Source organism: Janthinobacterium sp. PSRC1-1, from assembly GCF_049897525.1.
Lineage (GTDB): Bacteria > Pseudomonadota > Gammaproteobacteria > Burkholderiales > Burkholderiaceae_D > Janthinobacterium > Janthinobacterium tructae.
Genome location: NZ_JAFCWK010000001.1, coordinates 454,241 through 480,348 on the forward strand (window position 1 = coordinate 454,241; position 26,108 = coordinate 480,348).

The 26,108-nt window shown below is 64.9% G+C and carries 20 protein-coding genes; 12 read left to right on the forward strand and 8 right to left on the reverse strand.

The genetic code is table 11. The features are described 5' to 3' along the window. Positions 1–7: 7 nt before the first annotated feature. The 5 genes from ACP7DW_RS02075 to ACP7DW_RS02095 all read left to right on the forward strand — a co-directional run bounded on the left by ACP7DW_RS02075 (position 8) and on the right by ACP7DW_RS02095 (position 6,213). Positions 8–1,423 (forward strand): bifunctional enoyl-CoA hydratase/phosphate acetyltransferase, encoded by a 1,416-nt coding sequence (locus ACP7DW_RS02075; protein WP_426053919.1) that lies wholly within the window; start codon positions 8–10, stop codon positions 1,421–1,423. Next, positions 1,420–2,637 carry an acetate/propionate family kinase gene (locus ACP7DW_RS02080; RefSeq protein ID WP_426053604.1) on the forward strand — a complete coding sequence of 406 codons (1,218 nt, stop codon included), beginning with the start codon at positions 1,420–1,422 and terminating at the stop codon, positions 2,635–2,637. Before ACP7DW_RS02075 ends, ACP7DW_RS02080 begins: the two co-directional genes overlap by 4 nt. 215 nt (positions 2,638–2,852) lie before the next feature. Beyond that, entirely contained in the window at positions 2,853–3,329 is a 477-nt protein-coding gene (locus ACP7DW_RS02085) for a hypothetical protein (RefSeq protein WP_071075463.1), read from the forward strand. A 164-nt stretch (positions 3,330–3,493) separates the two neighbouring features. After that, a complete protein-coding gene (locus tag ACP7DW_RS02090; RefSeq protein ID WP_426053603.1) occupies positions 3,494–5,839 on the forward strand; it encodes a M43 family zinc metalloprotease in 2,346 nt (781 codons plus the stop codon). A gap of 26 nt (positions 5,840–5,865) precedes the next feature. Next, the gene (locus ACP7DW_RS02095; protein WP_426053602.1) at positions 5,866–6,213 is read left to right on the forward strand and encodes a hypothetical protein; all 348 of its coding nucleotides are present in this window, start codon (positions 5,866–5,868) and stop codon (positions 6,211–6,213) included. Here the strand turns inward: ACP7DW_RS02095 and ACP7DW_RS02100 are convergent. The 5 genes from ACP7DW_RS02100 to ACP7DW_RS02120 form a co-directional block, all read right to left on the reverse strand. Further along, complete coding sequence (locus tag ACP7DW_RS02100; RefSeq protein ID WP_426053601.1) at positions 6,210–6,398, reverse strand: helix-turn-helix domain-containing protein; 189 nt, start codon at positions 6,396–6,398, stop codon at positions 6,210–6,212. The two genes, ACP7DW_RS02095 and ACP7DW_RS02100, sit on opposite strands and share 4 nt — an antisense overlap. A 200-nt stretch (positions 6,399–6,598) precedes the next feature. Then, a complete protein-coding gene (parC, locus tag ACP7DW_RS02105; RefSeq protein ID WP_426053600.1) occupies positions 6,599–8,953 on the reverse strand; it encodes a DNA topoisomerase IV subunit A in 2,355 nt (784 codons plus the stop codon). 48 nt (positions 8,954–9,001) lie between these two features. After that, positions 9,002–10,813, reverse strand: coding sequence for a hypothetical protein (locus ACP7DW_RS02110; protein ID WP_426053599.1), 1,812 nt, complete (start codon positions 10,811–10,813; stop codon positions 9,002–9,004). 12 nt (positions 10,814–10,825) lie between these two features. Beyond that, positions 10,826–12,535, reverse strand: a complete 1,710-nt coding sequence (locus tag ACP7DW_RS02115; protein WP_426053598.1) for a molecular chaperone HscC — start codon at positions 12,533–12,535, stop codon at positions 10,826–10,828. Beyond that, positions 12,535–14,532 carry a DNA topoisomerase IV subunit B gene (locus tag ACP7DW_RS02120; protein ID WP_426053597.1) on the reverse strand — a complete coding sequence of 666 codons (1,998 nt, stop codon included), beginning with the start codon at positions 14,530–14,532 and terminating at the stop codon, positions 12,535–12,537. Before ACP7DW_RS02120 ends, ACP7DW_RS02115 begins: the two co-directional genes overlap by 1 nt. Before the next feature lie 463 nt (positions 14,533–14,995). On the opposite strand from ACP7DW_RS02120, the gene kdpF reads away from it, so the two are divergent. The 7 genes from kdpF to ACP7DW_RS02155 all read left to right on the forward strand — a co-directional run bounded on the left by kdpF (position 14,996) and on the right by ACP7DW_RS02155 (position 24,048). Next, on the forward strand, positions 14,996–15,085 hold the full coding sequence (gene kdpF / locus ACP7DW_RS02125) for a K(+)-transporting ATPase subunit F (RefSeq protein WP_034746483.1): 90 nt from the start codon (positions 14,996–14,998) through the stop codon (positions 15,083–15,085). Beyond that, positions 15,085–16,893, forward strand: a complete 1,809-nt coding sequence (gene kdpA / locus ACP7DW_RS02130; RefSeq protein ID WP_426053596.1) for a potassium-transporting ATPase subunit KdpA — start codon at positions 15,085–15,087, stop codon at positions 16,891–16,893. The genes kdpF and kdpA overlap by 1 nt, the downstream gene beginning before the upstream one ends. Before the next feature lie 5 nt (positions 16,894–16,898). Continuing rightward, positions 16,899–18,977 carry a potassium-transporting ATPase subunit KdpB gene (kdpB, locus tag ACP7DW_RS02135; protein WP_426053595.1) on the forward strand — a complete coding sequence of 693 codons (2,079 nt, stop codon included), beginning with the start codon at positions 16,899–16,901 and terminating at the stop codon, positions 18,975–18,977. A gap of 10 nt (positions 18,978–18,987) precedes the next feature. Beyond that, the gene (kdpC, locus tag ACP7DW_RS02140; RefSeq protein ID WP_071075472.1) at positions 18,988–19,563 is read left to right on the forward strand and encodes a potassium-transporting ATPase subunit KdpC; all 576 of its coding nucleotides are present in this window, start codon (positions 18,988–18,990) and stop codon (positions 19,561–19,563) included. Between the two features lie 160 nt (positions 19,564–19,723). Beyond that, positions 19,724–22,471 (forward strand): DUF4118 domain-containing protein, encoded by a 2,748-nt coding sequence (locus ACP7DW_RS02145; protein WP_426053594.1) that lies wholly within the window; start codon positions 19,724–19,726, stop codon positions 22,469–22,471. Continuing rightward, positions 22,468–23,166, forward strand: a complete 699-nt coding sequence (kdpE, locus tag ACP7DW_RS02150; protein WP_096237871.1) for a two-component system response regulator KdpE — start codon at positions 22,468–22,470, stop codon at positions 23,164–23,166. Before ACP7DW_RS02145 ends, kdpE begins: the two co-directional genes overlap by 4 nt. A 132-nt stretch (positions 23,167–23,298) precedes the next feature. After that, the gene (locus tag ACP7DW_RS02155; protein ID WP_426053593.1) at positions 23,299–24,048 is read left to right on the forward strand and encodes a TorF family putative porin; all 750 of its coding nucleotides are present in this window, start codon (positions 23,299–23,301) and stop codon (positions 24,046–24,048) included. 54 nt (positions 24,049–24,102) lie between these two features. Here the strand turns inward: ACP7DW_RS02155 and ACP7DW_RS02160 are convergent, their stop codons facing one another. Genes ACP7DW_RS02160 through ACP7DW_RS02170 form a run of 3 tightly spaced genes read right to left on the reverse strand, consistent with a single transcriptional unit; the run spans position 24,103 to position 25,959 of the window. Further along, a complete protein-coding gene (locus ACP7DW_RS02160; RefSeq protein WP_253192700.1) occupies positions 24,103–24,612 on the reverse strand; it encodes a cobyrinic acid ac-diamide synthase in 510 nt (169 codons plus the stop codon). 10 nt (positions 24,613–24,622) lie between these two features. Next, a complete protein-coding gene (gene dapA, locus ACP7DW_RS02165) occupies positions 24,623–25,654 on the reverse strand; it encodes a 4-hydroxy-tetrahydrodipicolinate synthase (protein ID WP_426053592.1) in 1,032 nt (343 codons plus the stop codon). Continuing rightward, positions 25,651–25,959 (reverse strand): hypothetical protein, encoded by a 309-nt coding sequence (locus tag ACP7DW_RS02170; protein WP_426053591.1) that lies wholly within the window; start codon positions 25,957–25,959, stop codon positions 25,651–25,653. Before ACP7DW_RS02170 ends, dapA begins: the two co-directional genes overlap by 4 nt. Positions 25,960–26,108 lie beyond the last annotated feature (149 nt).

The window sequence follows — 26,108 nt, forward strand, 5'->3', positions numbered from 1 at the left end:
GACCATGATGACTACCACCCAAGACGATGATTTGCATATCGTGCGTAACCGCACCTTCGACCAGATCGCCATCGGCGACACCGCCAGCATCACGCGCACCCTGAGCATGGACGATATCGCCCTGTTCGCGGTGATGTCGGGCGATGACAACCCGCAGCACCTGGATGCCGAATTTGCCGCCTCCAGCCGCTACCAGGGCGTCATCGCGCACGGCATGTGGGGCGCCGCCCTCATTTCGGCCGTGCTGGGCACGCGCCTGCCCGGCGCCGGCACCGTCTACACGGGCCAGACCCTGCGCTTCCTGCAGCCCGTGCGCGTCGGCGATACGCTGGCCATCAGCGTCACCGTCACCGCGCGCGAGCCGCGCAACCGCCACGTGACCCTGGCCTGCCGCTGCGTCAACCAGCATGGCGCCGTGGTGCTCGACGGCGAAGCGCAGGTGATCGCGCCCGCCGAACAGATCGAAAGAGTGCGCGCCACCTTGCCCGAAGTACGCCTGCATAACGGCGACGGCACGCGGCGCCTGCTGGAACATGCGCGCACGCTGGGTCCGATCCGGGTAGCCGTGATCCACCCGTGCGATGAACTGAGCCTGTCGGGCGCGCTCGATGCGCATGCGGCCGGCCTGATCACGCCCGTGCTGGTGGCGCCGCGCGCGCGCCTGGAAGCGGTGGCGTTGGAGGCTGGCCTGAGCCTGGAAGGTATCGCCATCGAGGACGTCGAGCATAGCCATGCGGCCGCCGCGCGCGGCGCCGAGCTGGCGGGCAAGGGCGAAGTCGAGGCGCTGATGAAGGGCAGTCTGCACACGGATGAACTGATGTCGGCCGTGCTGGCCGCCAGCGCCGGGCTGCGCACCAAGCGCCGCATCAGCCACTGCTTCCTGATGCAGACGCCTGCCTATCCGCGTCCTTTCATCATCACCGATGCGGCCATCAATATCGCGCCGAACCTGGCCATGAAGGCCGACATCGTGCGCAACGCCATCGACCTGGCGCACGTGATCGGCGTGGCCTGCCCGCGCGTGGCCATCCTGGCCGCCGTGGAAACGGTGAACGCGGACATGCCGGCCACCTTGGACGCGGCCGCCCTGTGCAAGATGGCCGACCGTGGCCAGATCACGGGGGCGATCCTCGACGGCCCGCTGGCCTTCGACAACGCCGTGTCGATTGCCGCCGCCACCGTCAAGGGCATCGTCTCGGAAGTGGCGGGCCGCGCCGATATTTTGCTGGTGCCCGACCTGGAAAGCGGCAACATGCTGGCCAAGCAGCTTGAATACATGGGCGACGCGGACAGCGCCGGCATCGTGCTGGGCGCGAAGGTCCCCGTCATTCTGACCAGCCGCGCCGATTCGCGCGCCAGCCGGATCGCCTCGTGCGCCATCGCCGTGATGCTGGCCAATCATTACCGGAGCACGCCACCATGAACACGCACATCACCCATGCCGATGGCGCCCTGATCCTGGTACTCAATTGCGGTTCGTCGAGCATCAAGTTCGCCCTGTTCGAGCAAGCCGGCGGCGTGCTGCCGCAGCAGGCGCAATGGGGCGGCAAGGTCGAAGGCATCGGCCGTGAAAACGCCACTTACCGCGCCGGCGGCCTGCCGGCAGTCGCCTTGCAGCTCGATGCGGAGCAGCCGCATCACGCGGCCCTCGAATACATCCGCGCGCAAGTCGTGGCGCAGCTGGCCGGGCGCCCGCTGCGCGCCGTGGCGCATCGCGTGGTGCATGGAGGCAGCAAGTATTTCGCTCCCGTGCGCATCGATTTCAAGGTGCTGGCCGACCTGAAAAGTTATGTGCCGTTGGCGCCCCTGCACCAGCCGTTCGCGCTGGAGGCGATCGAGGTGCTGCTCGAATCGCGGCCCGATATCGCCCAGGTGGCGTGCTTCGACACGGCCTTCCACCACACGGTGCCGCAGGTCGAGCAGATGCTGGCCCTGCCTTACGATGCCTGGGAGCGGGGCTTGCGCCGCTACGGCTTCCACGGCCTGTCGTACGAATACCAGTCGCTGGTGCTGGAGCAGCGCTTTGGTGCTGTCGCTCGTGGCAAGGTCATCGTCGCCCACCTGGGCAGCGGCGCCAGCCTGTGCGCCATGGAGCATCTGCACAGCGTGGCCACGACCATGGGCTTTTCCGCGCTCGATGGCCTGATGATGGGCACGCGCTGCGGTTCGCTCGATCCGGGCGCCGTGATCTATCTGATGGAAATCGAAAAACTGTCGCTGGAAAAAGTGGCGCATGTGCTGTACCACGAGTCGGGCTTGCTGGGCGTGTCGGGCGTGTCGGCCGATCCGCCGGTGCTGCTGGCGCAGCAGGACCGGCAAGATGCCACGGGCGAGCGCATCCGCGCCGCGCTGGCCCTGTATATCCGCCGCATCGTGCGCGAGATCGGCGCCTTGACGGCCGTGCTGGGTGGGCTGGACATGCTGGTATTTACGGCCGGTATCGGTGAGCATAGCGCCGAACTGCGCCAGCGCATCTGCGCCGAACTCGGTTTCATCGGCCCCGTGCTCGATGCGCAGGCCAATGCGCGCAACGCCAGCCGCATTTCCAGCGATGCCAGCCGCATCGTGGTGGGCGTGGAGCCGGCCAATGAGGAGTGGGTCGCTGCCCGTCATGCGGCGCTGGCCGTGGGCGCATGAGGATCTGAAGCGTCCGGCCGCGCTCAATGGGAAATTTGCCGAAATGCACATATTTTCCGTTGAGTGCGCTAACGCACTGTGTGGTTTGCCAGTTTTCTTTACTATGAAGTCATGCCATTGCGCTGCATCCAGAAACAGCGCGATGCCTGGCAAATTTTGAACATTTTGCCCGCCTTTAGTAAGAATAAAATTAAACCATATTGAAAGGTCTCATCATGAACAAATTACTCGCCGCACTGATCGCCACCCTGTTTGCTACCGCCGCCTTCGCTCAAACCGCGCCGGCTACCGAAGCTGTCGTGAAAGCCCAGGCTTCCGCGCAAAAAGACGTCAACAAGGCTGTCGCTTCGGAAGCCAAAGTCGATGCCAAGGCTGACGCCAACGTCGCCAAGGCTGAAATGAAGGCTGACGACAAGAAAGCCGACGCCCATCACAAGGCCAACAAAACCAAAGCCAAGGCCCACGATAAAGTCGTCAGCGCCGATGCGGAAGACAAGCTGAAAGCGGAAGCCAAGGCCGATAAAACCGATGCCAAAGCCGATGCGAAAGCCACCAAGACTGCCGTGAAAGCCAACGCCAAGGTCGCCAAGGAAAAAGTGGAAGCGCACGCCGATAAAGCCATCGCCGCCACCAAGACGGCAGAAGTCAAGGCCAAGGCCGACGCTGAAGTCAAGGCCGCCGCCGCCAAGTAATTCCCCGTTTGCGGGCCACGGCCTGCAAGCCCAAAAGACAGCTTCGGCTGTCTTTTTTTCGTCTGCCACTTTTCTTGGCCACCGCTTGCCAGTCTTGATCTGGCGCAAATGCTCCTCTTTTCGCCGTGCCATAGTGAACTGGCAAACAGACGAAGGGAGACACCATGAGCACCGTTAAAACGAAAAAATCACCGGCCACCGGTTCGGCGGAAGGCATGCCTGCCATGTCTTCCATGCAGGCGATGCCGGTCGAGGGCGACCTACGGGCCGACGCTGGCGCGGCAGGCAGCAACGATGCCATGTCCGGGACCCGCCTGGGCATGTCGTATGCCGACCAGGCGGCGCACACCCAGGGCGCCGCCGCAGCGGATGCCAGCGCCATGCCGGGTGGCGGCATGCAGCAGGCATCGCAGGGGATGGCGGGCGCCAGTTGCATGCACGTGGGCGATGGCGGCGGCATGGGAAGTGGCGGCGCTGCGGGTGGCGGCGGCATGGGCGGCGGTAATGGTGGCAGCGGCGGTGATGGGGGGCAGGGCGGCGGTACGCCGCAGACGCGCACCTGCGCCACGATGGACGTGCATCGCCGCCTGCTGAGCGAAGATCCCTCCTATGCGAACGTGCGCGCCGATATCGAAAACCTGGCCGGACTCTACGAGGGAGACAGCGGCATTGCCGGCCGTTCCGGCGTGACGCAGATACCGGTGGTGGTGCACGTGGTGTGGAATACGGCCGCGCAGAATATTTCGGATGCACAGATCGCCAGCCAGATCGACGTGCTGAACCGCGATTTCCGGCGCGTCAACCCGGATGTGAACAGCACGCCGGCGCCGTTCCTGCCGCTGACGTCCGATGCGCGCGTGGAGTTCGCGCTGGCCACGATCGATCCGAACGGTGCGGCTAGCAGCGGCATCGAGCGGCGCCAGACGACGGTGGCCTCGTTTGGCGCCGATGATGCCGTCAAATCGCAGGCGACGGGCGGCATGAATGCCTGGCCGGCCGATACCTATCTCAATATCTGGGTGTGCCAGCTCGGCGGTGGCCTGCTGGGCTACGCGCAGTTCCCCGGCGGCCCGGCCGCCACCGACGGCGTGGTGATCCTGCAATCGGCCTTCGGCACGACCGGCACGGCGTCGCCGCCGTTTCACCTGGGACGCACGGCCACGCATGAAATCGGCCATTGGCTGAACCTGAACCATATCTGGGGCGATGACGGCACGGGGTGCTCGGGCACGGACAATGTCGCCGACACGCCGAACCAGGGCGGGCCGAACACGGGCCAGCCTTCATTTCCCCACATTTCCTGCAGCAACGGACCGAATGGCGACATGTTCATGAATTACATGGATTATGTCGACGATCCCGCCATGTTCATGTTCACGGCGGGCCAGGTGACGCGCATGCAGGCCTGCCTCGATGGTCCGCGCGCCAGCATCGGTACGGGGACGGGCGGCACGGGCGCCACGCCGCGCCAGAGCTCCTCGCCCGTCGTGGCCTGGGGCGCGAACCGCCTCGACGTCTTCGTGCTGGGCACGGACCGCGCGCTGTACCACAAGGCCTGGAATGGCACGGCCTGGGCGCCGTCCGTCACCGGCTATGAAGGCCAGGGCGGCATTTGCACCAGTGCGCCGCAGGTGGTCTCGTGGGCGCCGAACCGGCTCGACGTGTTCGTCACGGGGACCGACAGCGGCCTGTTTCACAAATGGTGGAACGGCACGGCGTGGGGACCGTCCCTGACCGGCTATGAAGCGATGGGCGGCTTGTGCGTGGGCGATCCGCGCGCCGTGGCCTGGGGTCCGAACCGCCTCGACGTGTTTGTCGTCGGCACGGACCGGGCGCTGTATCACAAGTGGTGGAATGGCGCGGCCTGGGGGCCGTCGCTGACCGGGTACGAAGCCATGGGCGGCATCTGCCTGGGCCAGCCGGAAGCGGTGGCATGGGGAGCGAACCGCCTGGACGTGTTCGTCATCGGTTCCGACCATGCGTTGTACCACAAGTGGTGGAACGGCACGGCCTGGGGACCGTCGCTGACGGGCTACGAGCGCCTGGGCGGCATCTGCACCTCGTCGCCGAAGGCGGTGGCATGGGGGCCGAACCGCCTCGACGTCTTCGTCACGGGCACCGATGGCGCGCTGTACCACAAGTGGTGGGATGGCACGAAATGGGGGCCGTCCAACGACGGCTTCGAGCGCCTGGGCGGCATCTGCGTGGGCGAGGTGGAAGCCGTGTCGTGGGCGGCCAACCGGCTCGATGTCTTCGTCATCGGCACCGACAGCGCCCTGTACCACAAGGCGTGGAACGGATCTGCCTGGTCGCCTTCCGTGACAGGGTTTGAAAACCTGGGCGGCATCTGCACCTCGCGTCCGCGCGCCACGGCGTGGGGGCCGAACCGCCTCGACGTGTTTGTCACGGGCACGAATGGCGCCCTGTTCCACAAGGCGTGGAACGGCACGGCCTGGTCGCCTTCCGTGAGTGGCTATGAAAGCCTGGGTGGCGTGGTATCGTGCTTCTGACGTCAAAGTGATCAACGGGAGGCGGCATGCACGGCATGACAACGGCACTGCCCAGCGGCAGCTGGACGCATTCCTTCGAAGAGGATGCAGACGGTATCGAGGTGTACCGGCCCACGGCGACATTCGCATTTCCTCCCAGCCGCAAGGGGCGCAAGGTGCTGGAGTTTGGCGCTGGAACAGGGAGCATGGAAGGGGGAGAGGCGACGTTGACATCGATGGCGCCCGGCCCCGATGACCGTCCCCTTGCTGGCCCGTCTACCCGGTTGCGCCCCTTGGGCATGGGGCGCTATGCCCTGAGGGATGCCAGCGGGGCACAGGACGTGATCGATATCGTCGAGGCGACGCCCGACGTGCTGCGCCTGGCGCGGCGTTAAGGCGTGCCGCGCAGTTTGCAGGCGAGCGCCGTGCGGTTGCCTACATCGAGTTTCTGGTAAATCGCATGCAGTTGGTTGCGCACGGTGGCCGGCGACTTGCCCAGTTCCCTGGCGATGCTTTTATACGGCAAGCCTTCGGCCGCCATGGCCGCTACCAGCCGCTCGGCCGGGGTCAGGCGCTGCATGGCAGCCTGTCTGCAACGTTGTTTGTCATCCTGGTTCTCCTGTCCGTGGGCGGCATGCCGGTGGCGTGCCTGCAGGGATAACGGGAACGGGGGACGTATCTGCAAAAATATCTGTAAAACTATCTTTCCTGCTGCCGCTGCGTGGCGATGGGCGAAAAAAAAGACAGGCGAACCTGTCTTTTCGTATGCATCGATGGCGCTTAGCCGATGGCCGCCATCGAGACCGGTTTCAGCTTGGCCGCCAGCGCCTTGCCCTTCTTCGCGCGCTTGCCGAAATGCTCGGCCAGGGCCGTGGCGCCGAGCGACGCATCCTGCGGTTTCGCGGCCCGGCCAATACCCGAGACCACCACGCCGCGCTGGGTGATCGGCTGCACGGCCAGCAGCTTGTCCTTGGCATCGAGGTCGATCAGCTTGACGCCGGTGCCGCCCTTGGTCAGGGTTTTCATTTCATCGAGGCCGAATACCAGCAGGCGCGCGCCTTCCGTCAGGCAAGCTAGGGCGCTGGCCGCCTCGGGGATGACTTTCGGCGCCAGAGGCACGTCGCCGTCGTCCAGGGTGATGAAGGCCTTGCCGCCTTTCAGGCGGCTCGTCATGTCGCCCGCCTTGGCGATGAAGCCGTAGCCGGCGCTCGTCGCCAGCAGCAAGCTGGTGGCGCCATTGCCCGCAAAATAATGGAGGATGCGCACAGCGTTGCCCGGCGTGCCGCCGCTCAGGTCGCACAAGGTCGTGATCGGCACGCCGTCGCCGCGCGCGTTGGGCAGCGCCGAGACGGGAACCGAGTAAATCTTGCCGTTGTTGCCAAAGCCCAGCAAGGTATCGACCGTGCGGCATTCGAAGGCGCCATGCAGGCTGTCGCCCGCCTTGAAGGTGAATTGCGCCGCATCGTGGCCGATGCCGGTGCGCGCGCGCACCCAGCCTTTTTCCGAAATGATGACGGTGACCGGTTCATCGACCACCTTCTGTTCGGCCACGGCTTTTTGCGCCTCCTCGATCAGGGTGCGGCGCGCGTCGCCGAACTGCTTGGCGTCGGCCTCGATTTCGCGGATGATGGCGCGCTTCATCGAGCCCGGGTTGTCGAGCAGGTCTTGCAGCGATTTTTCTTCCTTGCGCAGCTCGGCCAGCTCCTGCTGGATCTTGATCGTTTCCAGGCGCGCCAGCTGGCGCAAGCGGATTTCCAGGATGTCGTCGGCCTGGCGTTCGGACAGCTTGAATGCCTCGATCAGGGCCGCCTTCGGTTCATCCGAATTGCGGATGATCTGGATCACCTTGTCGATATTGAGCAGGATCGCTTCGCGTCCTTCCAGGATATGGATGCGGTCCTTGACCTTGCCCAGTTTGTAGCTGGTGCGGCGCGTGACGGTCTCGAAGCGGAAATCGATCCACTCGCGCAGGATGTCGCCCAGGCCTTTCTGGCGCGGACGGCCATCGCCGCCGATCATCACCAGATTGATCGAGGTCGACGATTCCAGCGAGGTGTGCGCCAGCAGCATCAGCATGAATTCCGTCTGGTCCTGGTTCTTCGACTTCGGCTCGAACACCAGGCGCACGGGCGCGGCGCGGCCCGATTCATCGCGGATGGTGTCGAGCGAATTGAGGATCAGCGCCTTCAGGGCCACCTGCTCCGGCGACAGCGCCTTCTTGCCCAGCTTGATCTTCGGATTCGTCAGTTCCTCGATTTCTTCCAGCACCTTTTGCGACGAGGTACCCGGCGGCAGTTCCGTCACCACGGCTTGCCATTGGCCGCGCGCCAGCTCTTCGATCTTCCAGCGCGCGCGCACTTTCATGCTGCCACGCCCGCTCGCGTACATGTCGGCGATCTGCGATGGCGGCGTGATGATCTGGCCGCCGCCGGGGAAGTCCGGGCCCGGAATGATGGCCATCAGCTCGGCGTGCGTCATCTTCGGATCGCGGATCATGGCGACGGCCGCTTTCGCCACTTCCGTCAGGTTGTGCGACGGGATTTCCGTCGCCAGGCCCACGGCGATGCCGGAGGCGCCATTGAGCAGCACCATCGGCAGGCGCGCCGGCAGCAGCTTCGGTTCTTCCGTCGAACCGTCGTAGTTGGGCTGGAAATCCACCGTGCCCATGCCGATTTCATCCATCAGCAGCTTGGCGATCGGCGTCAGACGCGCTTCCGTGTAACGCATGGCTGCGGCGCCGTCGCCATCGCGCGAGCCGAAGTTGCCCTGGCCATCGATCAGCGGGTAGCGCAAGGAAAAATCCTGCGCCATGCGCACCAGCGCGTCATACACGGACTGGTCGCCGTGCGGATGCAATTTACCGAGCACGTCGCCGACCACGGCCGCCGATTTGCGCGGCTTCGCCGTGGAATTCAAGCCCAGCTCATTCATCGCATACAGGATGCGGCGCTGCACGGGCTTCTGGCCGTCGCACACGTCGGGCAGGGCGCGTCCCTTGACGACGGAGATGGCGTAATCGAGATAGGCGCGCTCGGCGAAGGTGGACAGGGTCAGCGCTTCGCCGTCGAATACCGGTTCATCCGGCAGGGACGGATCAGGCTGGGCATCGTCAAATAAATTGGTTTGTGTGGACATGGCGCTTGTTTCGGTGTTAAGTGGTTGCGGTTGAATTCGTGGGGCTGATTATGACAGCCTGGATTTGGCTGACGACAGCCGGTAAGTCTGATACATATAGCGCAGGGTGAAATACAGCACGGCCAGGGCTACTTCGACGCTGTGATGCATGATGGGTCGCGCCCCCATCTCCGGGGCCAGGTTGGCCAGCACGACGCTGGCGAGGGACGGCGCCAGCACCAGCGGCCACATGCTGCGCCACTTGAAATCGCTGGGGGAAAACAGCATGCCGGCGCAGGACCAGACCAGCAGCGCGGCGCCGACGAGGGCGGCCGGCAGCAGCTGTACATACAGCAGCGACAGCAAGCCCGCGCAGCCGACCAGCCATGCGGCGCGCAGGCGCGGCAAAAGCGCCTCGGGGAAACGGCAATCGCCATACAGGCCGGTGGCGCTGCGCAGGGCCAGCGCCGCCAGGCAAAATATCAATGGCATGGCCTCGCCGACGGCCAGCGCCGGCTGGCCCCTGCCGCTCATGAACATGGCGCCGAACAGCGACAGGCCGAGGACCAGGACCAGCAGCATGCCATGCAGCAGCTGGCGGTTCATCGCATACGCGAGCAGGGCCGACGCGCACAGCCCGGCCGCCGTGACGAGGCGTATGGTCTCGCCGCGTTCTGGCAGGAACAGTAGCAAGGCCAGCATGAGGTAGGGCGCGATCCAGCCCAGTTGCCGCAAGCCGGGCCGCTTCCACAGCACGGGCAGGCGCTCCTGCAGCGCTTCCTGGAGTGTATCTAGCCGCGCGAACAGCGGCGCCGGCCAGCGCAAGGCCTGCGTGGCCAGCAGGGCAAAGGCGAGCGCCTGGAAGCCCAGCAGGCTGGCATAGGCCGCCATGTCGCCGAGCTTGAAGCCGGCCGCATCGAGCACGCCGGCGAGCATGAAGTGCAGTACGAAACCCAGGCCGCACGAAGCGAGTGCCGTCTGCTTGAAGTAGCGCTTGGCATGCACGGCCAGTTCCCACTGCTCGAACAGGTCCGTATCGAGTTTATAAGCCAGCATCTCGGCGTGCTGCCAGCGTATCGCGTGCAGCAGCTCGCGCAATTGCAGCGTGAATTTGCGGTCGAACAGCTGGCGCGCGTAGGCGCTTGGTGCCTGCTGCGACATGAGGCAGTCCAGGCCGGGGTAGCTGTCGCGGTTGTCGCTGAAATGGGCGAACGAGCGGTCTGCCCGGTAGCGCTGCACGGCGCTGCGCACCAGGTCCGCATGGCTGCGCCCCAGGTAGGAAAAATCGTGGTCCCAGCCCAGTTGCTCGAACAGGGCCTGGCGCAGCGCCAGGTCATAGCCGGCGCTGGCGCAATAGCGCAGCGCGCACAGCTCGAATTCCTCGCGCACGTCGAGGTTCAGCATGGCGTCGTCCTGCAGCATGCGGGTCAGCACGTCGTCGGCATCGGCGTGCCGCATCTGCGCCAGGCAGCCTTGCCACAGATTGGCCGCTTCCTGCGCCGGGTCGACGGCGACCACGCCCCATAGTTCCGGCGGCGCTGCGGGTTCCTGGGCAATGACGCCCCACAGTTCCGCCGGCGGCGCCTGCGTTTCCTGCGCCGCCTCGTCGATGACGCCCCACAGCTCGGCCGTTTCCATGGGCGGCGCTTCCGGCACTTCCGCCCCGGTCGATTCCGGTTCCGGTTCCGGCAGCTGCCCGGCAAACAGGTGCGCATGGCGCAGCGCGTATTCATACGCTTCGCGCAGCTCCTGGAAGGCGGCCGGATCGTCTTCGGGACGCGTCACCTTCAGGCGCTTCGCATACGCGCGCTTGAGGGCGCGCTCGTCGCCTGTCGGCTCCGTACCCAGGATCTCCCACAGGCTGCGCTGTCCGTTGTGCATGCCGCCGTCCATTTACAGGAAGCTCTCGCTCTCGACCTGGCGCAACACCTCGTCGAGCGCCTGGCGCGCCTTGCGGATGGTGTTCGGGTCCTGCGTTTCCAGCGCGGCCTGGAAGTTCGCCGTGTGCGCCGCCAGGTACTGGCGCACATCGCCCAGCGACTGTTCGTACAGGCGGTCGGCGCGCGTGACCAGGGTGCGGTTTTCCATCTGCTCGCGCGGGTGGATCTTCAGGTCGGCGAGTTCCGCAAAGCGCTGCTCGATCTGTTCCGGCGTCATCACGCCCGCGTTGTCGCTGATGACCATCTTGTGCTTTTCCTGCGTGGCCAGCACCGTCACTTCCGCTTCCAGCACGCCACTGACGTCGTAGGTGAAGCGCACGTCGATGCCGATCTCGCCCGCCTTTTTCGCGGGGATCGGGAAGCTGATCTTGCCGAGGAAGACGTTGTCGGCCACCAGGCGCGACTCGCCCTGGAAGATGGCCACGTTGATTTCCTTCTGGTTGTCGTGGATGGTGGTGATGTTCTCCGTGCGCGAGACGGGCACCACGGAGTTGCGCTCGATGATGGGCAGGTAATGCCCGCCTTCATACTGGTTTGCGCCGACCTGGCGCGAAATCGAAATGCCCAGCGAATACGGCGCCACGTCCGTCATGACCACTTCGTCGAGGGCCGCGTCGCGCATCTTCAGGCCCGCCTGCACGGCGGCGCCCAGCGCCACGGCTTCGTCCGGGTCCAGGTGGATGGCGGGGAAGCGGCCGAACATGCGCGAGACGAGTTTACGCACCAGCGGCATGCGCGTGGCGCCGCCGGCCAGCACCACTTCATCGAGTTCCGCGGCGCGGATGGTGGCGTCGCGCAGCGCCCGTTCCACGGGCAGGCGCAAACGGGCCAGCAGCGGTTCGCACAGCTGCGCCAGTCTGTCTTCGCTGATCTCCCAGCTGTATTCCTTGTCCTGGTAGCGCGTGGCCATGCGCACGGACGGCTGCTCCGACAGCAGGCGCTTGACGCGTTCGGCTTCATCGCGCAGCAGCTGCTGCTGGCGCGGATCGAACAGGCGGCTGCCGGCCGCGTCGCGCAAGCCGCTGCCGTCCAAAAAGGCGTCAACCAGCACGCTGACGAAGTCTTCGCCGCCCAGAAAATTGTCGCCGGCCGAGGCGCGCACTTCCATCACGCCTTCGAACAGTTCCAGGATCGACACGTCAAACGTGCCGCCGCCCAGGTCGAAGACGAGGAATTTGCTTTCCTGTTCCTTGTCGCGGATGCCGTAGGCCAGCGCGGCGGCCGTCGGCTCGTTCAGCAGCCGCTCCACGCGCAAGCCGGCCAGCTGGCCGGCGATGCGCGTGGCCTTGCGCTGCGCATCGCTGAAATACGCGGGCACGGTGATGATGGCTTCCTCGACCTTGTGGCCCAGGAAAGCTTCGGCATCTTCCTTCAGCGCGCGCAGCACCATCGACGACAACTCTTCCGGACGGAATTGCTGCGTGCCGAGGGTGATCTTCTTTTCGCTGCCCATGTAGCGCTTGAAGACGGCCGCCGTCAGCTGCGGGTGCGTCTGCAGGCGTTCGCGCGCGGCGCGGCCCACCAGCACGCTGCCGTCGTCGTCGATGCTGACGCACGACGGCGTCAGGTGCTCGCCCAGTGCATTCGGGATGATGGCAGCCTTGCCGTCGCGCCAGATGGCGACCAGGCTGTTGGTGGTGCCCAGGTCGATGCCGATAATCATCAGATATCCGCCTCCGCCTCATTGCCGTGTTCCTCGATCCAGGCGCGGCGTCCTGCCGCTTCGCCTTTGCCCATCAACATGTTGAAGCGCGCGGCGGAAGTCATGTGGTCGATTTCGCCCAGAGTCACGGGCAGCAGGCGGCGCGTGTCCGGGTTCATCGTGGTTTCCCACAGCTGCTCGGCGTTCATCTCGCCCAGGCCCTTGAAGCGCGAGATCGACCAGGCGCCCTGTTTTACGCCTTCCTTGCGCAGCTTGTCCTCGATGGCGACCAGTTCGCCGTCGTCGAGCGCATAGATTTTCTGCATCGGCTTCTTGCCGCGCGCCGGCGCGTCCACGCGGTACAGGGGCGGGCGGGCGATGCAGATGTGGCCTTTGTTGATCAGGGCCGGGAAGTGCTTGAAGAACAAGGTCAGCAGCAGTACCTGGATGTGCGAGCCGTCCACGTCCGCATCCGAGAGGATGCAGATCTTGCCGTAGCGCAGGCCGGACAGGTCGGGTGTATCGCCCACGCCGTGCGGATCGACGCCGATGGCCACCGCGATATCGTGGATTTCGTTATTCGCAAACAGGCGGTCGCGGTCTGTCTCCCACGAGTTCAGGACCTTGCCGCGCAGGGGCAGAATCGCCTGGAATTCCTTGTCGCGACCCATCTTGGCCGAACCGCCCGCCGAGTCGCCCTCGACGAGGAACAGTTCATTGCGCGTGATGTCCGACGATTCGCAGTCGGTCAGCTTGCCCGGCAGGACGGCGACGCCCGAGGATTTTTTCTTTTCCACTTTTTGCAGCGAGCGCTGGCGCGACTGCGCCTGCTTGATCACCAGGTCGGCCAGCTTCTTGCCGTAGTCGACGTGCTGGTTCAGCCACAGTTCCAGCGGCGGCTTGGTGAAGGTCGAGACCAGGCGCACGGCGTCGCGCGAGTTCAGGCGTTCCTTGATCTGGCCCTGGAATTGCGGGTCCAGCACCTTGGCCGACAGCACGAAGGAGGCGCGCGCAAACACGTCTTCCGGCAGCAATTTGACGCCTTTCGGCAGCAGCGAGTGCATTTCGACGAAGTTTTTCACGGCGCCAAACAGGCCGTCGCGCAAGCCCGATTCGTGCGTGCCGCCATTCGAGGTGGGAATCAGGTTGACATACGATTCGCGCACGATGGCGCCTTCTTCCGTCCACGCCACCACCCAGGCCGCGCCTTCGCCTTCGGCAAAACCTTCCGAATCCGGGCCCGCGTACTGCGCGCCTTCGAACAGGGGAATCAGGGTTTCGCCATTCGATACCTGCGCCAGCGATTCGGTCAGGTAGCCGCGCAAGCCTTCCGCGTACTGCCAGGTTTGCGTGTCGCCCGTCTTGGCGTTGGTCAGGGTGACCGTGACGCCGGGCAGCAGCACGGCTTTCGAACGCAGCAGGCGCTGCAGCTCGGTTTGCGAGATATTCGGCGAATCAAAATACTTCGCGTCGGGCCAGGCCGTGACGCGCGTGCCCGACTTCTTGCCGTCGCGCGGGGCGGGGCGGGAACTCAGGGGCTCGATCACGTCGCCATTCGCAAATACCATGTGATGCAGGCCGTTGCCATCGCTTTCCTTGCGCCAGACGGTGATTTCCAGGCGCGTCGACAGCGCATTGGTGACGGACACGCCGACGCCGTGCAAGCCGCCCGAGAACGCGTAGGCGCCGCCCGAACCCTTGTCGAACTTGCCGCCCGCGTGCAGCCGTGTAAACACGATTTCCACCGTCGGCACGCCTTCTTCAGGGTGTATGCCGACGGGAATGCCGCGGCCATTGTCTTCGACGGTGATGCTGCCATCCGTATTTTGCGTGACGGCGATATGCGTGCAATGACCGCCCAGCGCCTCGTCGGAGGCATTGTCGATCACTTCCTGAATGATGTGCAGCGGATTTTCAGTGCGGGTGTACATCCCCGGGCGCTGCTTGACGGGTTCCAGTCCTTTCAGGACACGGATGGATGATTCGCTGTAGTCGGATGCTGGTTTTTTAGTGGCCATACGTGTTCAAGCTAAGTAAAGACAGTGGTTGGAACGCCAGGCCGGGGCACTGCGGGACGCAGTGACAACGGCGGCGATAACTGTATGAATATACAGTATATTCCGTCCAGCGTCACTGGCAGAGGGCAGTGCGGCAGGCTTGGCGTCCTTGTGCGGACGCTCGCGCATTCTATCTTGTCCAGCGAGCAATAGCGCTACTCCAGGGCAACAACAGTGCGCCGCGCGCGTGGTTTGGCGCCCATTGTGGACGATTTTATGCGGCAAAGCCGCCGTTTTTACATCTTGTTTACAAGCACCTCCCCAGTCTTTACGAATTTTTTAGACCCTTTTGGCTAATCTGCTCACTATCAAAACAAACCTGAATGAGGGTGGGAATGGATATCGTGTATCTCGGCTTGATTGCCGTTTTTTTCGTCGTGGCGGCCGGCTTTGCCGTCGCCTGCGACAAATTAGGGAGCGTCAAATGAACGCGTTTTATGTGCTGGGCGCCGTGGTCTCGGCTGGCCTGCTCGTGTATCTGCTGGTGGCGCTGCTGAAAGCGGAGGAACTGTGATGACGACGCAATCGATATTGCTGCTGGTGGCCTTCCTGGCCGTACTGCTGGCCGCCGGCTATCCGCTGGGTCTGTACATGGCCAGGGTGGCCGGCGACGGCCCCGTGCGTGGCCTGGGCTGGCTGCAAAAATGTGAAAACCTGCTGTACCGCTGGTCCGGTCTGCCTGCCGACAAGGCCATGGGCTGGAAAAGCTACGCCATCGCCCTGATCGTGTTTAACACGGTGGGCGCCGTCTTCGTGTACGGCCTGCAGCGCCTGCAGGGCTTCTTGCCCCTCAATCCACAGGGCCTGGGCGCGGTCAGCCCCGATTCCTCGTTCAATACCACCGTCAGCTTCGTCGCCAATACCAACTGGCAGGGCTACGGCGGCGAGCAGACCATGAGCTACCTGACCCAGATGCTGGGCATGGCATGCCAGAACTTCTTTTCGGCGGCCACCGGCATCGCCGTGATCTTCGCGCTGGTGCGCGGTTTCGCCTCGCGCTCGGGCAAATCGATCGGCAATTTCTGGGTCGACCTGGTGCGCTCCACGCTGTACATCCTGCTGCCGCTGTCGCTGGCCCTGTCCGTCGTCTTCATGGGCGAAGGCATGATCCAGAATTTTTCCGCCTACAAGGAAGTGACCCTGCTCGACCACGTGGCGTATGAAACGCCGAAAGTGACGGCCGACGGCCAGCCCGTGCTCGATACGGCCGGCAAGCCTGTGATGGAAGCGCAAGTGGCAACCACGCAGACGATCGCCATGGGCCCCGTCGCGTCGCAGGAATCGATCAAGCTGCTGGGCACGAATGGCGGCGGTTTCTTCAATGCCAATTCCTCGCATCCCTATGAAAACCCGACCGTGTTGTCGAACTTCCTGCAGATGCTGGCCATTTTCATCATTCCCGCCGGCCTGTGCTTCACCTTTGGCCGCATGGTGGGTGACCTGCGTCAGGGCTGGGCCGTGCTGGCAGCGATGACCCTGATCTTCGTCGTCATGACGGTCGGCGTGATGAGCGCCGAGCAGCAAGCCAATCCCGCCTTGCAAGCCTTGGGCGTGGACCAGCAGGCCAGCAGCCTGCAATCGGGCGGCAATATGGAAGGCAAGGAAACGCGCTTCGGCATCAGCTCCTCGACCCTGTTCGCGGCGGTGACGACGGGGGCATCCTGCGGTGCAGTCAATTCCATGCACGACTCCTACATGCCCCTGGGCGGCATGGTGCCGCTGCTGCTGATGCAATTCGGCGAAGTGATTTTCGGCGGCGTGGGCACAGGCCTGTACGGCATGCTGATGTTCGCCATCCTGGCCGTCTTCATCGCCGGCCTGATGATAGGCCGCACGCCTGAATACCTGGGCAAGAAAATCCAGGCCTATGAAATGAAGATGGTGTCGCTGGCCATCCTGATTACGCCTGCCCTGGTATTGACGGGCACGGCGATCGCCGTGATGGTCGAACCGGGCAAGATCGGCGTGGCCAATCCGGGCGCGCACGGTTTCTCGGAGATCCTGTATGCCTTCACGTCGGCGGCCAACAACAACGGCAGCGCGTTTGCCGGCCTGTCCGCCAACACGCCGTTCTACAACGTGATGCTGGCGATCGCCATGTGGTTCGGCCGCTTCGGCGTGATCGTGCCCGTGCTGGCAGTGGCCGGTTCGCTGGCGGCCAAGCAGCGCCTGTCGGCCAATGCCGGCACCATGCCCACGCACGGCCCCATGTTCATCGGCCTGCTGATCGGCGTCGTCGTACTCGTCGGCGTGCTCAATTACGTTCCCGCGCTGGCCTTGGGCCCGATCGTCGAACACCTGCAACTTTTCACCAAAGGCTAAATAAAATGTCACGCACAAGCCTGACCTTGTTCGATTCCGCATTGATTGGCCCCGCCATCGTCGATGCGTTCAAAAAGCTTGACCCCCGCACGCAGTGGCGCAGCCCCGTGATGTTCGTCGTCTATGTCGGCAGCATCATCACGACCCTGCTGGCCATCCAGGCCCTGAATGGCCAGGGTGAAGCGCCGTTCGGCTTCATCATCGCCGTCGCCGTGTGGCTGTGGTTTACCGTGCTGTTCGCGAACTTTGCCGAAGCGCTGGCCGAAGGCCGCAGCAAGGCGCAGGCGGCCTCGCTGCGCGCCCTCAAACAAACGGTGATGGCAAAGAAAATGCAAACGCCGAAGTACGGCACCTCCTGGCTGCCCACGCCAGCGACCGACCTGCGCAAGGGCATGACGGTGCTGGTCGAGGCGGGTGACGTGATTCCCGCCGACGGCGAAGTGACGGCCGGCGTGGCCTCCGTCGACGAAAGCGCCATCACGGGCGAATCGGCGCCGGTGATCCGCGAATCGGGCGGCGACTTTTCCGCCGTCACGGGCGGCACCCGCGTGCTGTCGGACTGGCTGCTGGTGCGCGTGTCCGTCAACCCGGGCGAAGCCTTCATCGACCGCATGATCGCCATGGTCGAAGGCGCCAAGCGCCAGAAGACGCCGAACGAGATCGCCCTGACGATCCTGCTCGTGGCGCTGTCGATCGTCTTCCTGATCGTCACCGTGACCTTGCTGCCGTACTCGCTGTTTTCCGTTGCGGCGGCCGGTAGTGGCACGCCAGTGACGATCACGGTGCTGATCGCGCTGCTGGTGTGCCTGATTCCGACCACCATCGGCGGTTTGCTGTCCGCCATCGGCGTGGCCGGCATGAGCCGCATGATGCAGGCCAACGTGATCGCCACCTCGGGCCGCGCCGTGGAAGCGGCCGGTGACGTGGACGTGCTGTTGCTCGACAAAACCGGCACCATCACCCTGGGCAACCGCCAGGCTTCCAGCTTCGTGCCGGCCCCCGGCGTGACGGAGCAGCAGCTGGCCGATGCGGCGCAACTGGCCTCGCTGGCCGATGAAACGCCGGAAGGGCGCAGCATCGTCGTGCTGGCCAAGCAGAAGTTCAATATCCGCGAACGCGAGATGGCCAGCCTGCACGCCACCTTCGTACCCTTCACGGCGCAAACGCGCATGAGCGGCGTGGATATCGCGAGCGAGCAGCAGGTGCGCCAGCTGCGCAAGGGCGCGGCCGACTCCATGAAGAAGTACGTGGAAGCGCTGGGCCAGCCGTATCCGGCCGAAGTGGGGCGCGCCGTCGACGATATCGCGCGCCGCGGCAGCACGCCGCTGGTGGTGGTCGATGACGGCCGCGTCATGGGTGCCGTGGAGCTGAAGGATATCGTCAAGGGCGGCATCAAGGAGCGCTTCGCGGAATTGCGCCGCATGGGCATCAAGACCGTGATGATCACGGGCGACAACAAGCTGACGGCAGCGGCCATCGCCGCCGAAGCGGGCGTGGACGATTTCCTCGCCGAAGCGACGCCGGAAGACAAGCTGAAACTGATTCGCAGCTACCAGTCCGAAGGCCGCCTGGTGGCGATGACGGGCGACGGCACCAACGACGCACCGGCGCTGGCGCAGGCCGACGTGGCCGTGGCCATGAACTCGGGCACGCAGGCGGCGAAAGAGGCGGGCAATATGGTCGACCTCGATTCGAATCCGACCAAGCTGCTGGAAATCGTTGAAATCGGCAAGCAGATGCTGATGACGCGCGGTTCGCTGACGACGTTCTCGATCTCGAATGACATCGCCAAGTACTTCGCCATCATCCCGGCGGCGTTCGTGGGCACCTATCCGCAGTTGAAGGCGCTCGACATCATGCACTTGTCCAGCCCGGCGTCGGCCATCATGTCGGCCGTGATCTTCAATGCCTTGATCATCGTCGTGCTGATCCCGCTGGCGTTAAAAGGCGTGCAGTACCGGGCCATCGGCGCGGCCAGCCTGTTGCGTCGCAATCTGCTGATCTACGGCCTGGGCGGCATCATCCTGCCCTTCATCGGGATCAAGCTGATCGACATGCTGCTGTCCGCACTCAATTTAGTCTAAAGGAACCATCATGAGCACTATCGTACGTCCCGCCCTGGTCCTGTTTGCCGCGCTGACCGTGATCTGCGGCGTCGTCTATCCGTTTGCCACGGCCGGCATCGGGCAGCTGGCTTTCAACGATGAAGTCAACGGCAGCATCGTCGAGCGTGGTGGCAAGCCCGTCGGCTCGATGCTGATCGGCCAGTCCTTCACCTCGCCCAAGTATTTCTGGGGCCGGCCATCGGCCACCGCGCCGATGGCCAATAACGGCGCCGGCTCGGGCGGCTCGAACCAGGGGCCGACCAATCCGGCCCTGGTGGACGCCGTCAAGGCGCGCATCGCCGCCCTGAAGGAAGCTGATCCCGGCAATACGCGCGCCATTCCCGTCGACCTGGTGACGGCGTCGAGCAGCGGCCTGGACCCGGAAATCAGCCTGGCGGCAGCCCTGTACCAGGCGCCGCGCGTGGCACGCGTGCGCGCAGTGCCGCTGGCGCAGGTGGAAAACGCCATCGCCAAGGTGCAGAAAACCGCGTATATCGGCTTTTTCGGCGAACCGCGCGTGAATGTGCTGGAACTGAATCTGGCGCTCGATGCCATGGCAAAGTAAGCTGGCAACGGTTGGTTCGCCGGCGTAGGTCGGCGTAGGTCGGCTTAGCGCAGCGTAAGCCGACATCACCACCGGCCAGGCCAACAATGTCGTCGGATTACGCGCGCCCTTCGGACGCGCTAATCCGACCTACAATGCTCCAAGAAGATTAAAATACAACATGCTCCCCAACGACAGCCAACGCCCCGACCCTGATGCCCTGCTGGCGCAAGTGCAGGCGCAGGAAAAGAAAGCCGCGCGCGGCCGGCTGCGCATTTATTTCGGCGCCTCGGCCGGCGTCGGCAAGACCTATGCGATGCTGGCCGCCGCCCGCAAACTGCTGGCCGATGGCCAGGACTTGCTGGTGGGCGTGGTGGAGACGCATGGGCGCCAGGATACGGCGGCCCAGCTGGACGGCTTGCCCGTGCTGCCCCTGAAGGCCATCGAGTACCGGGGCAAGACCTTGTTCGAGTTCGACCTGGACGAAGCGCTGCGGCGCGCGCCGGCGCTGATACTGATGGATGAACTGGCCCATTCGAACGTGGCCGGATCGCGCCATCCGAAGCGCTGGCAGGATGTCGAGGAATTGCTGGCGGCCGGCATCGATGTGCTGTCGACCGTGAATGTGCAGCACCTGGAAAGCCTGAACGACGTGGTGGGGGGAATTACCGGCGTGCGCGTGGCCGAAACCCTGCCCGACACGGTGTTCGACCGCGCCGATGAAGTGGTGCTGGTCGATATCCCGGCCGACGAACTGCTGCGTCGCCTGAAGCAGGGCAAGGTATACCAGCCGCAGCAGGCCGAGCGGGCGTCCCAGCATTTTTTCCGCAAGGGTAACCTGATCGCCTTGCGCGAACTGGCCTTGCGCCGCACGGCGGACAGGGTGCAGGACGACGTGCAAGCCTACCGCGTCGAGAAATCCATCAATCCCGTGTGGAAGACGGGCGCCGCGCTGCTGGCCTGCGTGGGACCGCACGCCGGGGGCGAACACGTGATCCGCAGCACGGCGCGCCTGGCCAGCCAGCTGAATGCGGAATGGCACGCCCTGTACGTGGAAACGCCGCGCCTGCAGCGCCTGCCGGCACGCGAGCGTGAACGCATCCTGAAAACCTTGAAACTGGCGCAAGACCTGGGCGCGCGCACGGCCATTGTGCCGTCCGCCGACATCGCCGGCGCCGTGGTCGAGTATGCGCGCAATGCGAATATCTCGAAAGTCATCGTGGGCCGTGGCCGTGGCCGAGCCAATGTACTGGCGCGCCTGTGGCATGCGCCGCCGGCCGCGCGCATGGCCAGTCTGGCGCCCGATATCGATTTGATCGAGGTCGGCTTGCCGCCAGCCGATGCGGCGCCCCGGCGCGCGGCGGGCGACGATGCGCAGGCGCCGCGCCGGTCATCGCGCCATTGGCGCTACATTCTGGCCGCCGGTGCCAGCCTGGCCACGGCCCTCGCCTCGGTGCCCCTGCAACCCTACCTGGACCTGGCCAATATCGCCATGCTGTCGTTGTTGACGGTGGTGCTGGTGGCCGTGCGCCTGGGGCGCGGGCCGGCGGCGCTGGCCAGCCTGGTGGGCGTGGCCTGCTTCGATTTCATTTTCGTGCCACCGCGTTTCTCGTTTGCCGTGGGCGATTTCCAGTATGTGATCACCTTTGGCGTGATGCTGGCGGTGGGACTGATCACGGGCCACCTGACGGCCGGCCTGCGCTTCCAGGCGCGCGTGGCCTCGCACCGTGAAGCGCGTGCCCGCGCCCTGTACGAGTTTTCGCGTGAATTGTCCGGGGTGCTGCAGACGGAGCAGATTTTCGACATCACGAAAAGCGCCATCGAGCGGGCTTTCCGCGCGCGCGCCACCTTGCTTTTGCCTGATGACGAAGGCAGCTTGCAGACGCCGAACGGCGGCGAGCCGCTCGACATCGGCATCGCGCAGTGGGCCTTCGACCATGCGCAGGCGGCGGGAACGGGCACGGATACCTTGCCGGCTTCGCCCATTTTCTACCTGCCGCTGATCGCGCCGATGCGCACGCGGGGCGTGCTGGCGCTGTTGCCGCTGGAGGCTGCCCAGCACGGGCGCTGGCTGCTGGTGCCGGAACAGCGCCAGCACCTCGATACCTTTGCCGCCCTGGCGGCCATCGCCCTTGAACGCGTGCACTACATCGACGTGGCCCAGGGCGCGCTGCTGCAGATGGAGTCCGAGCGGCTGCGCAATTCGCTGCTGGCGGCCCTGTCGCACGACTTGCGCACACCATTGACGTCGCTGGTGGGACTGGCCGAATCGCTGGCCCTGTCGCGGCCTGCCTTGTCGCCCGCGCAGCTGGACATGGCGCGCTCGCTGCAGTCCGAAACCGTGCGCATGAGCGCCCTGGTGGCGAACTTGCTGGACATGGCGCGCATCGAAAGCGGGCAGGTGCGCCTGAATCTGCAATGGCAGGCGCTGGAAGAAGTGGTGGGCAGCGCGCTGCGCGCCAGCGGCCCGCAATTGCAGCAGCATGCCGTGCAGACGCAGCTGGCGCCGGATTTGCCGCTGGTGCGCTACGACGCCGTGCTAATCGAGCGTGTGCTGTGCAACCTGCTGGAAAACGCGGCCAAGTACACGCCGCCCGGCAGCACCATCACGGTCGCGGCCGGGGTGCACGGCCAGTTCCTGCAGGTGACGGTGGCTGACAATGGCCCGGGCTTGCCGCCCGGCCGCGAAGAAGCCATCTTTGAAAAATTCACGCGCGGCGAGCGCGAATCGAACAAGCCGGGCGTCGGACTGGGGCTGGCCATTTGCCGCGCCATCGTCGAAGCCCACGGCGGCACCATCCACGCGCAGCCGCACACGCCGGGACAGGGCGCTGCCATCGTCTTCAGTCTGCCGCTGGGCACGCCCCCGGCGCCGCCAGAGATCGAGCTCGATGACGCCAACGACCATGAAACAGGAAAACCATCATGAACGAACCTTCCGCTACCGCCTTGCTGGTCGAGGATGAGCCGCAAATCCGCCGTTTCGTGCGCGCCGCGCTGGAAGACGAGGGCTGGCAGATTTTTGAATCGGCCACCATGCAGCGGGGCCTGATCGATGCGGGCACGCGCCGGCCCGACCTGATCGTGCTGGATCTGGGCCTGCCCGACGGCGACGGCATCGACTTCATTGCCGACATCCGCAAATGGTCGGCCGTGCCCATCATCGTGCTGTCGGCGCGGGTCGACGAAGAGGACAAGATCCGCGCGCTCGATGCGGGCGCCGACGACTATCTCACCAAGCCGTTCGGCGTGGGCGAGCTGCTGGCCCGCGTACGGGCCACCTTGCGCCGCCAGCGCCAGCCCGCCGCCAGCGATGATGGCGTGGTGCAGTTTGGCGACGTGCGCGTCGACCTGAAGGACCGCCTGGTGACGCGCAACAAGCAGCTGGTGCACATGACGCCGACGGAATTTCGCCTGCTCTCGGTGCTCGTGAAGAACGCGGGCAGGGTGGTCACCAATCCGCAGCTGCTGCGCGAAGTGTGGGGGCCGTCGAACAGCGAAAACGGCCATTACCTGCGCATCTACATGGGGCATCTGCGCCAGAAGCTGGAAGCCGATCCGGCCCAGCCGCAGCACCTGCTGACGGAAACGGCCGTCGGCTACCGGCTGCTGCTGCCGCTCTAACACCTGTCCATCCCCTGTTGGAAAACAGGCGCCGCGCGCGCCAGGGGGACGCTTTACCCTATTTTTTTGCAGCGGCGGGCCAGCTGCGCCATGTTGGCAAAGGCCCATACCACCCATGAAGAAGAAAAAACCATGAATAAAATGCTACTTGCACTTGCCGTCGCGACCGCCTTTACTGGCAGCCTGGCCCACGCGGAAGAGGTCAAGCCCGACAACGAAGTCAGCTTCAACGTGGCCGGCGTGTCCGACTACCGTTATCGCGGCATTTCGCAGACGCGCTTGAAACCTGCGCTGCAGGGCGGCGTCGACTACGTCAACAATCCGACCGGCCTGTATGCGGGCGCCTGGGCCTCCACCATCAAGTGGACCAAGGATGCGGGCGGCAGCGGTGACGTGGAAGTGGACCTGTATGCAGGCAAGCGCGGCCAGCTGACGACCGATATCGGCTACGACGTGGGCGTGCTGGCGTATGTGTATGCGGACAATGGCTTGAAGCATATCGCCGGCCTGGCCAACGCGGACACGCAGGAAGTCTACGGCCAGCTGTCGTATGGCCCCGCCTACGTCAAGTATTCGCACGCCGTCTCCAACCTGTTCGGTATCGTCAACAGCAAGAACAGCGCTTACCTGGACATCGGCGCGAATATCGACCTGACGAACGGCTGGACCGGCAACCTGCACGCGGGCCACCAGAAGGTCAAAAACAATGATGCATCGAGCTACACGGACTGGAAAGTGGGCGTCACGCGCGACTTTGGTGTCGTGACAGGCGCGCTGGCCGTGATCGGCACGAACGCGGGCAAGTCGGCCTATGCGTCGCCCGTGAATGGCAAATTCATGGGCAAGACGGCGCTGCAGCTGACGGTCAGCAAGACGTTTTAATGGACTGAGTTGACTGAAAGGAGCGGCGGCGCATGCGCCGCCTTTTTTGCGTACTTACGCTGGCAGGTTGAAAACGGCGCAATACAGCTGTCCCAGTCCCACCACGCGGGCGGCCGGAATCTGTGCGGCCAGCGCATGGGCGGGCGCCGCTTGCGCGTCCGTTGCCAGCAGCACGCGCAGGCCCGGGTTGACGCTGCGCGCGTGCGCAATGCGGCGCGCCAGGCCAGCCTGCGCGGCGCCATCGACGACGCCGTCGAGCGGCACCACCAGCACGCGCGCGGCGATCAGGGCCGAACGGCTGCCCATCGAGTCGCGGCCTTCGCTGTCGATGACGATGTCGTGGTAACAGTGCACCAGGTGCTCGAGCTCCGGCTGCAGGCCCTTGGCGCTGATGGCGCGCGCCATCAGGCGCGGCCGCGTCAGGCTGCCGTGCATGGCGCCGTCGTGCATATTCCTCGCCTGCGCCATGGCGCCCTGGCGCGGATCGGCATCGAGCAGCAATACCTTGCGTCCGGCCAGCGCGCGCGAGGCGGCCAGCCGTCCGGCCAGGATGGATTTCTCCATACCCCCGCGTTCATCCGTGATGGCGATGATCATCTTGGCGCACGGCTGGCATGATGTTGGCGGGGGAGACCAGCTGCAGCAGACAGCCTTCGCGCGGTGCATCCCTGTCGCTGGCGGTCCATACAGGCAGTTCCATCAGCGGTTCGAGTGCCGCGGCCAGGGCGGCCTGGCCGGCGGCGGACATGGGCGTCATCGGCAGGCGCAGCTCGTCGCGCACCTTGCCCTGCATGGCCAGCGCCGCCTTCACGGGAGCGGGATTGGGTTCGGCAAACAGCAGGCGGATGACGGGCAGCATGGCCTTGAACAGGGCGCCGGCGGCGCCGTGGCGGCCCTGCCTGACGAGGTGGTACAACTGCGCATACAGGTCGGGCCGCACCTGGGCGGCGGCCGACATGGCGCCGTGGCCGCCCATGGACAGGCTGGCCAGCAGCAGCGCATCGTCGCCGCACAGCACATCCAGCCGCGTGGCGAGCAGCAGTTCGCCCAGCTGCTGCAGCTTGCCGCCCGCTTCCTTGATGGCGACGAAGTGCGAGTCGCGCGCCAGCAGCGCGGCCGTTTGCGGTTCGAGATTGACGCCCGTGCGCGCCGGGACGTTGTACAGCACGATGGACTGGTCGGTGGCGGCGGCGATGGCCTGGAAGTGGCGCACGATACCGTCCTGCGACGGGCGCACATACGCGGGTGCCGAGACCAGCAGGCCGGCCAGCGGATGGTCGTTGTAGCGCTGCACCGTGGCGACGACGCTGCGCGTATCGCTGCCGCCGACACCCATCACGACGGGGAAGCGGGGGCCGACGGCTTCGAGCACGCTATCGAGCAGCATGGTCTGTTCGGCGGCGCTCAGCATGGCCGCTTCGCCCGTGGTGCCGCACACCACCAGGCCATCGACGCCGCTGGCGGCCAGCTCGCAGGCCAGTTGCTGGGCGGCGTCGAAGTCGATCTCGCCGTCACGCAATGGCGTGACCATCGGCACCCAGATGCCCTGGAAGTGGGCGGTGATGCGCGAGGAAGACATCGCCTGGTCGCAGGCATACTGGTTCATAGCGATTTCCCCTGGCTGATGCGGCCAAACTCCGCCGCCGGCAGCAGGCGCATGACGGCATCCATGGTCAGGCGCAGGGCCGGTTCCGTCACGCACAGCCAGACCTTCATGCGTTCGGCGTGGTCGACCGCCTCGACGCGCATGAACGACAGCATGCCGCCGCACGTCTTGACGACCAGCTGGCGCAGCTCGGCCAGGCAGGACTTGTCGACCGTGATATGCATGAGGAAGGTGGGCAAACGGGGATGGCGGTGGGGCAGTGCTTGATGCGCTGGATGCGTTTGCAGGCGTGAATGGGGTTCCATGGTGGCTTTGCAGCGGTGGTTGAGGTACGTTCAAGATTAGCAGCGGGGGCGTAAAGATTCTCTAAAAAGCGGGGCCTTTGGTGTAAACGGACTGTATGCAGTGTTACTGCCGGCGTGTTGCGTGGATGCGCCGCGCATGTGCTTTTGTT

What these genes read in the sequence shown, in the direction of transcription:
- ACP7DW_RS02075 (WP_426053919.1), top strand. Translation starts at nt 8, where the DNA reads ATGACTACCACCCAAGACGATGATTTGCATATCGTGCGTAACCGCACC.
- ACP7DW_RS02080 (WP_426053604.1), top strand. Translation starts at nt 1,420, where the DNA reads ATGAACACGCACATCACCCATGCCGATGGCGCCCTGATCCTGGTACTC.
- ACP7DW_RS02085 (WP_071075463.1), top strand. Translation starts at nt 2,853, where the DNA reads ATGAACAAATTACTCGCCGCACTGATCGCCACCCTGTTTGCTACCGCC.
- ACP7DW_RS02090 (WP_426053603.1), top strand. Translation starts at nt 3,494, where the DNA reads ATGAGCACCGTTAAAACGAAAAAATCACCGGCCACCGGTTCGGCGGAA.
- ACP7DW_RS02095 (WP_426053602.1), top strand. Translation starts at nt 5,866, where the DNA reads ATGCACGGCATGACAACGGCACTGCCCAGCGGCAGCTGGACGCATTCC.
- ACP7DW_RS02100 (WP_426053601.1), bottom strand. Translation starts at nt 6,398, where the DNA reads ATGCAGCGCCTGACCCCGGCCGAGCGGCTGGTAGCGGCCATGGCGGCC.
- parC (WP_426053600.1), bottom strand. Translation starts at nt 8,953, where the DNA reads ATGTCCACACAAACCAATTTATTTGACGATGCCCAGCCTGATCCGTCC.
- ACP7DW_RS02110 (WP_426053599.1), bottom strand. Translation starts at nt 10,813, where the DNA reads ATGCACAACGGACAGCGCAGCCTGTGGGAGATCCTGGGTACGGAGCCG.
- ACP7DW_RS02115 (WP_426053598.1), bottom strand. Translation starts at nt 12,535, where the DNA reads ATGATTATCGGCATCGACCTGGGCACCACCAACAGCCTGGTCGCCATC.
- ACP7DW_RS02120 (WP_426053597.1), bottom strand. Translation starts at nt 14,532, where the DNA reads ATGGCCACTAAAAAACCAGCATCCGACTACAGCGAATCATCCATCCGT.
- kdpF (WP_034746483.1), top strand. Translation starts at nt 14,996, where the DNA reads ATGAACGCGTTTTATGTGCTGGGCGCCGTGGTCTCGGCTGGCCTGCTC.
- kdpA (WP_426053596.1), top strand. Translation starts at nt 15,085, where the DNA reads ATGACGACGCAATCGATATTGCTGCTGGTGGCCTTCCTGGCCGTACTG.
- kdpB (WP_426053595.1), top strand. Translation starts at nt 16,899, where the DNA reads ATGTCACGCACAAGCCTGACCTTGTTCGATTCCGCATTGATTGGCCCC.
- kdpC (WP_071075472.1), top strand. Translation starts at nt 18,988, where the DNA reads ATGAGCACTATCGTACGTCCCGCCCTGGTCCTGTTTGCCGCGCTGACC.
- ACP7DW_RS02145 (WP_426053594.1), top strand. Translation starts at nt 19,724, where the DNA reads ATGCTCCCCAACGACAGCCAACGCCCCGACCCTGATGCCCTGCTGGCG.
- kdpE (WP_096237871.1), top strand. Translation starts at nt 22,468, where the DNA reads ATGAACGAACCTTCCGCTACCGCCTTGCTGGTCGAGGATGAGCCGCAA.
- ACP7DW_RS02155 (WP_426053593.1), top strand. Translation starts at nt 23,299, where the DNA reads ATGAATAAAATGCTACTTGCACTTGCCGTCGCGACCGCCTTTACTGGC.
- ACP7DW_RS02160 (WP_253192700.1), bottom strand. Translation starts at nt 24,612, where the DNA reads ATGGAGAAATCCATCCTGGCCGGACGGCTGGCCGCCTCGCGCGCGCTG.
- dapA (WP_426053592.1), bottom strand. Translation starts at nt 25,654, where the DNA reads ATGAACCAGTATGCCTGCGACCAGGCGATGTCTTCCTCGCGCATCACC.
- ACP7DW_RS02170 (WP_426053591.1), bottom strand. Translation starts at nt 25,959, where the DNA reads ATGGAACCCCATTCACGCCTGCAAACGCATCCAGCGCATCAAGCACTG.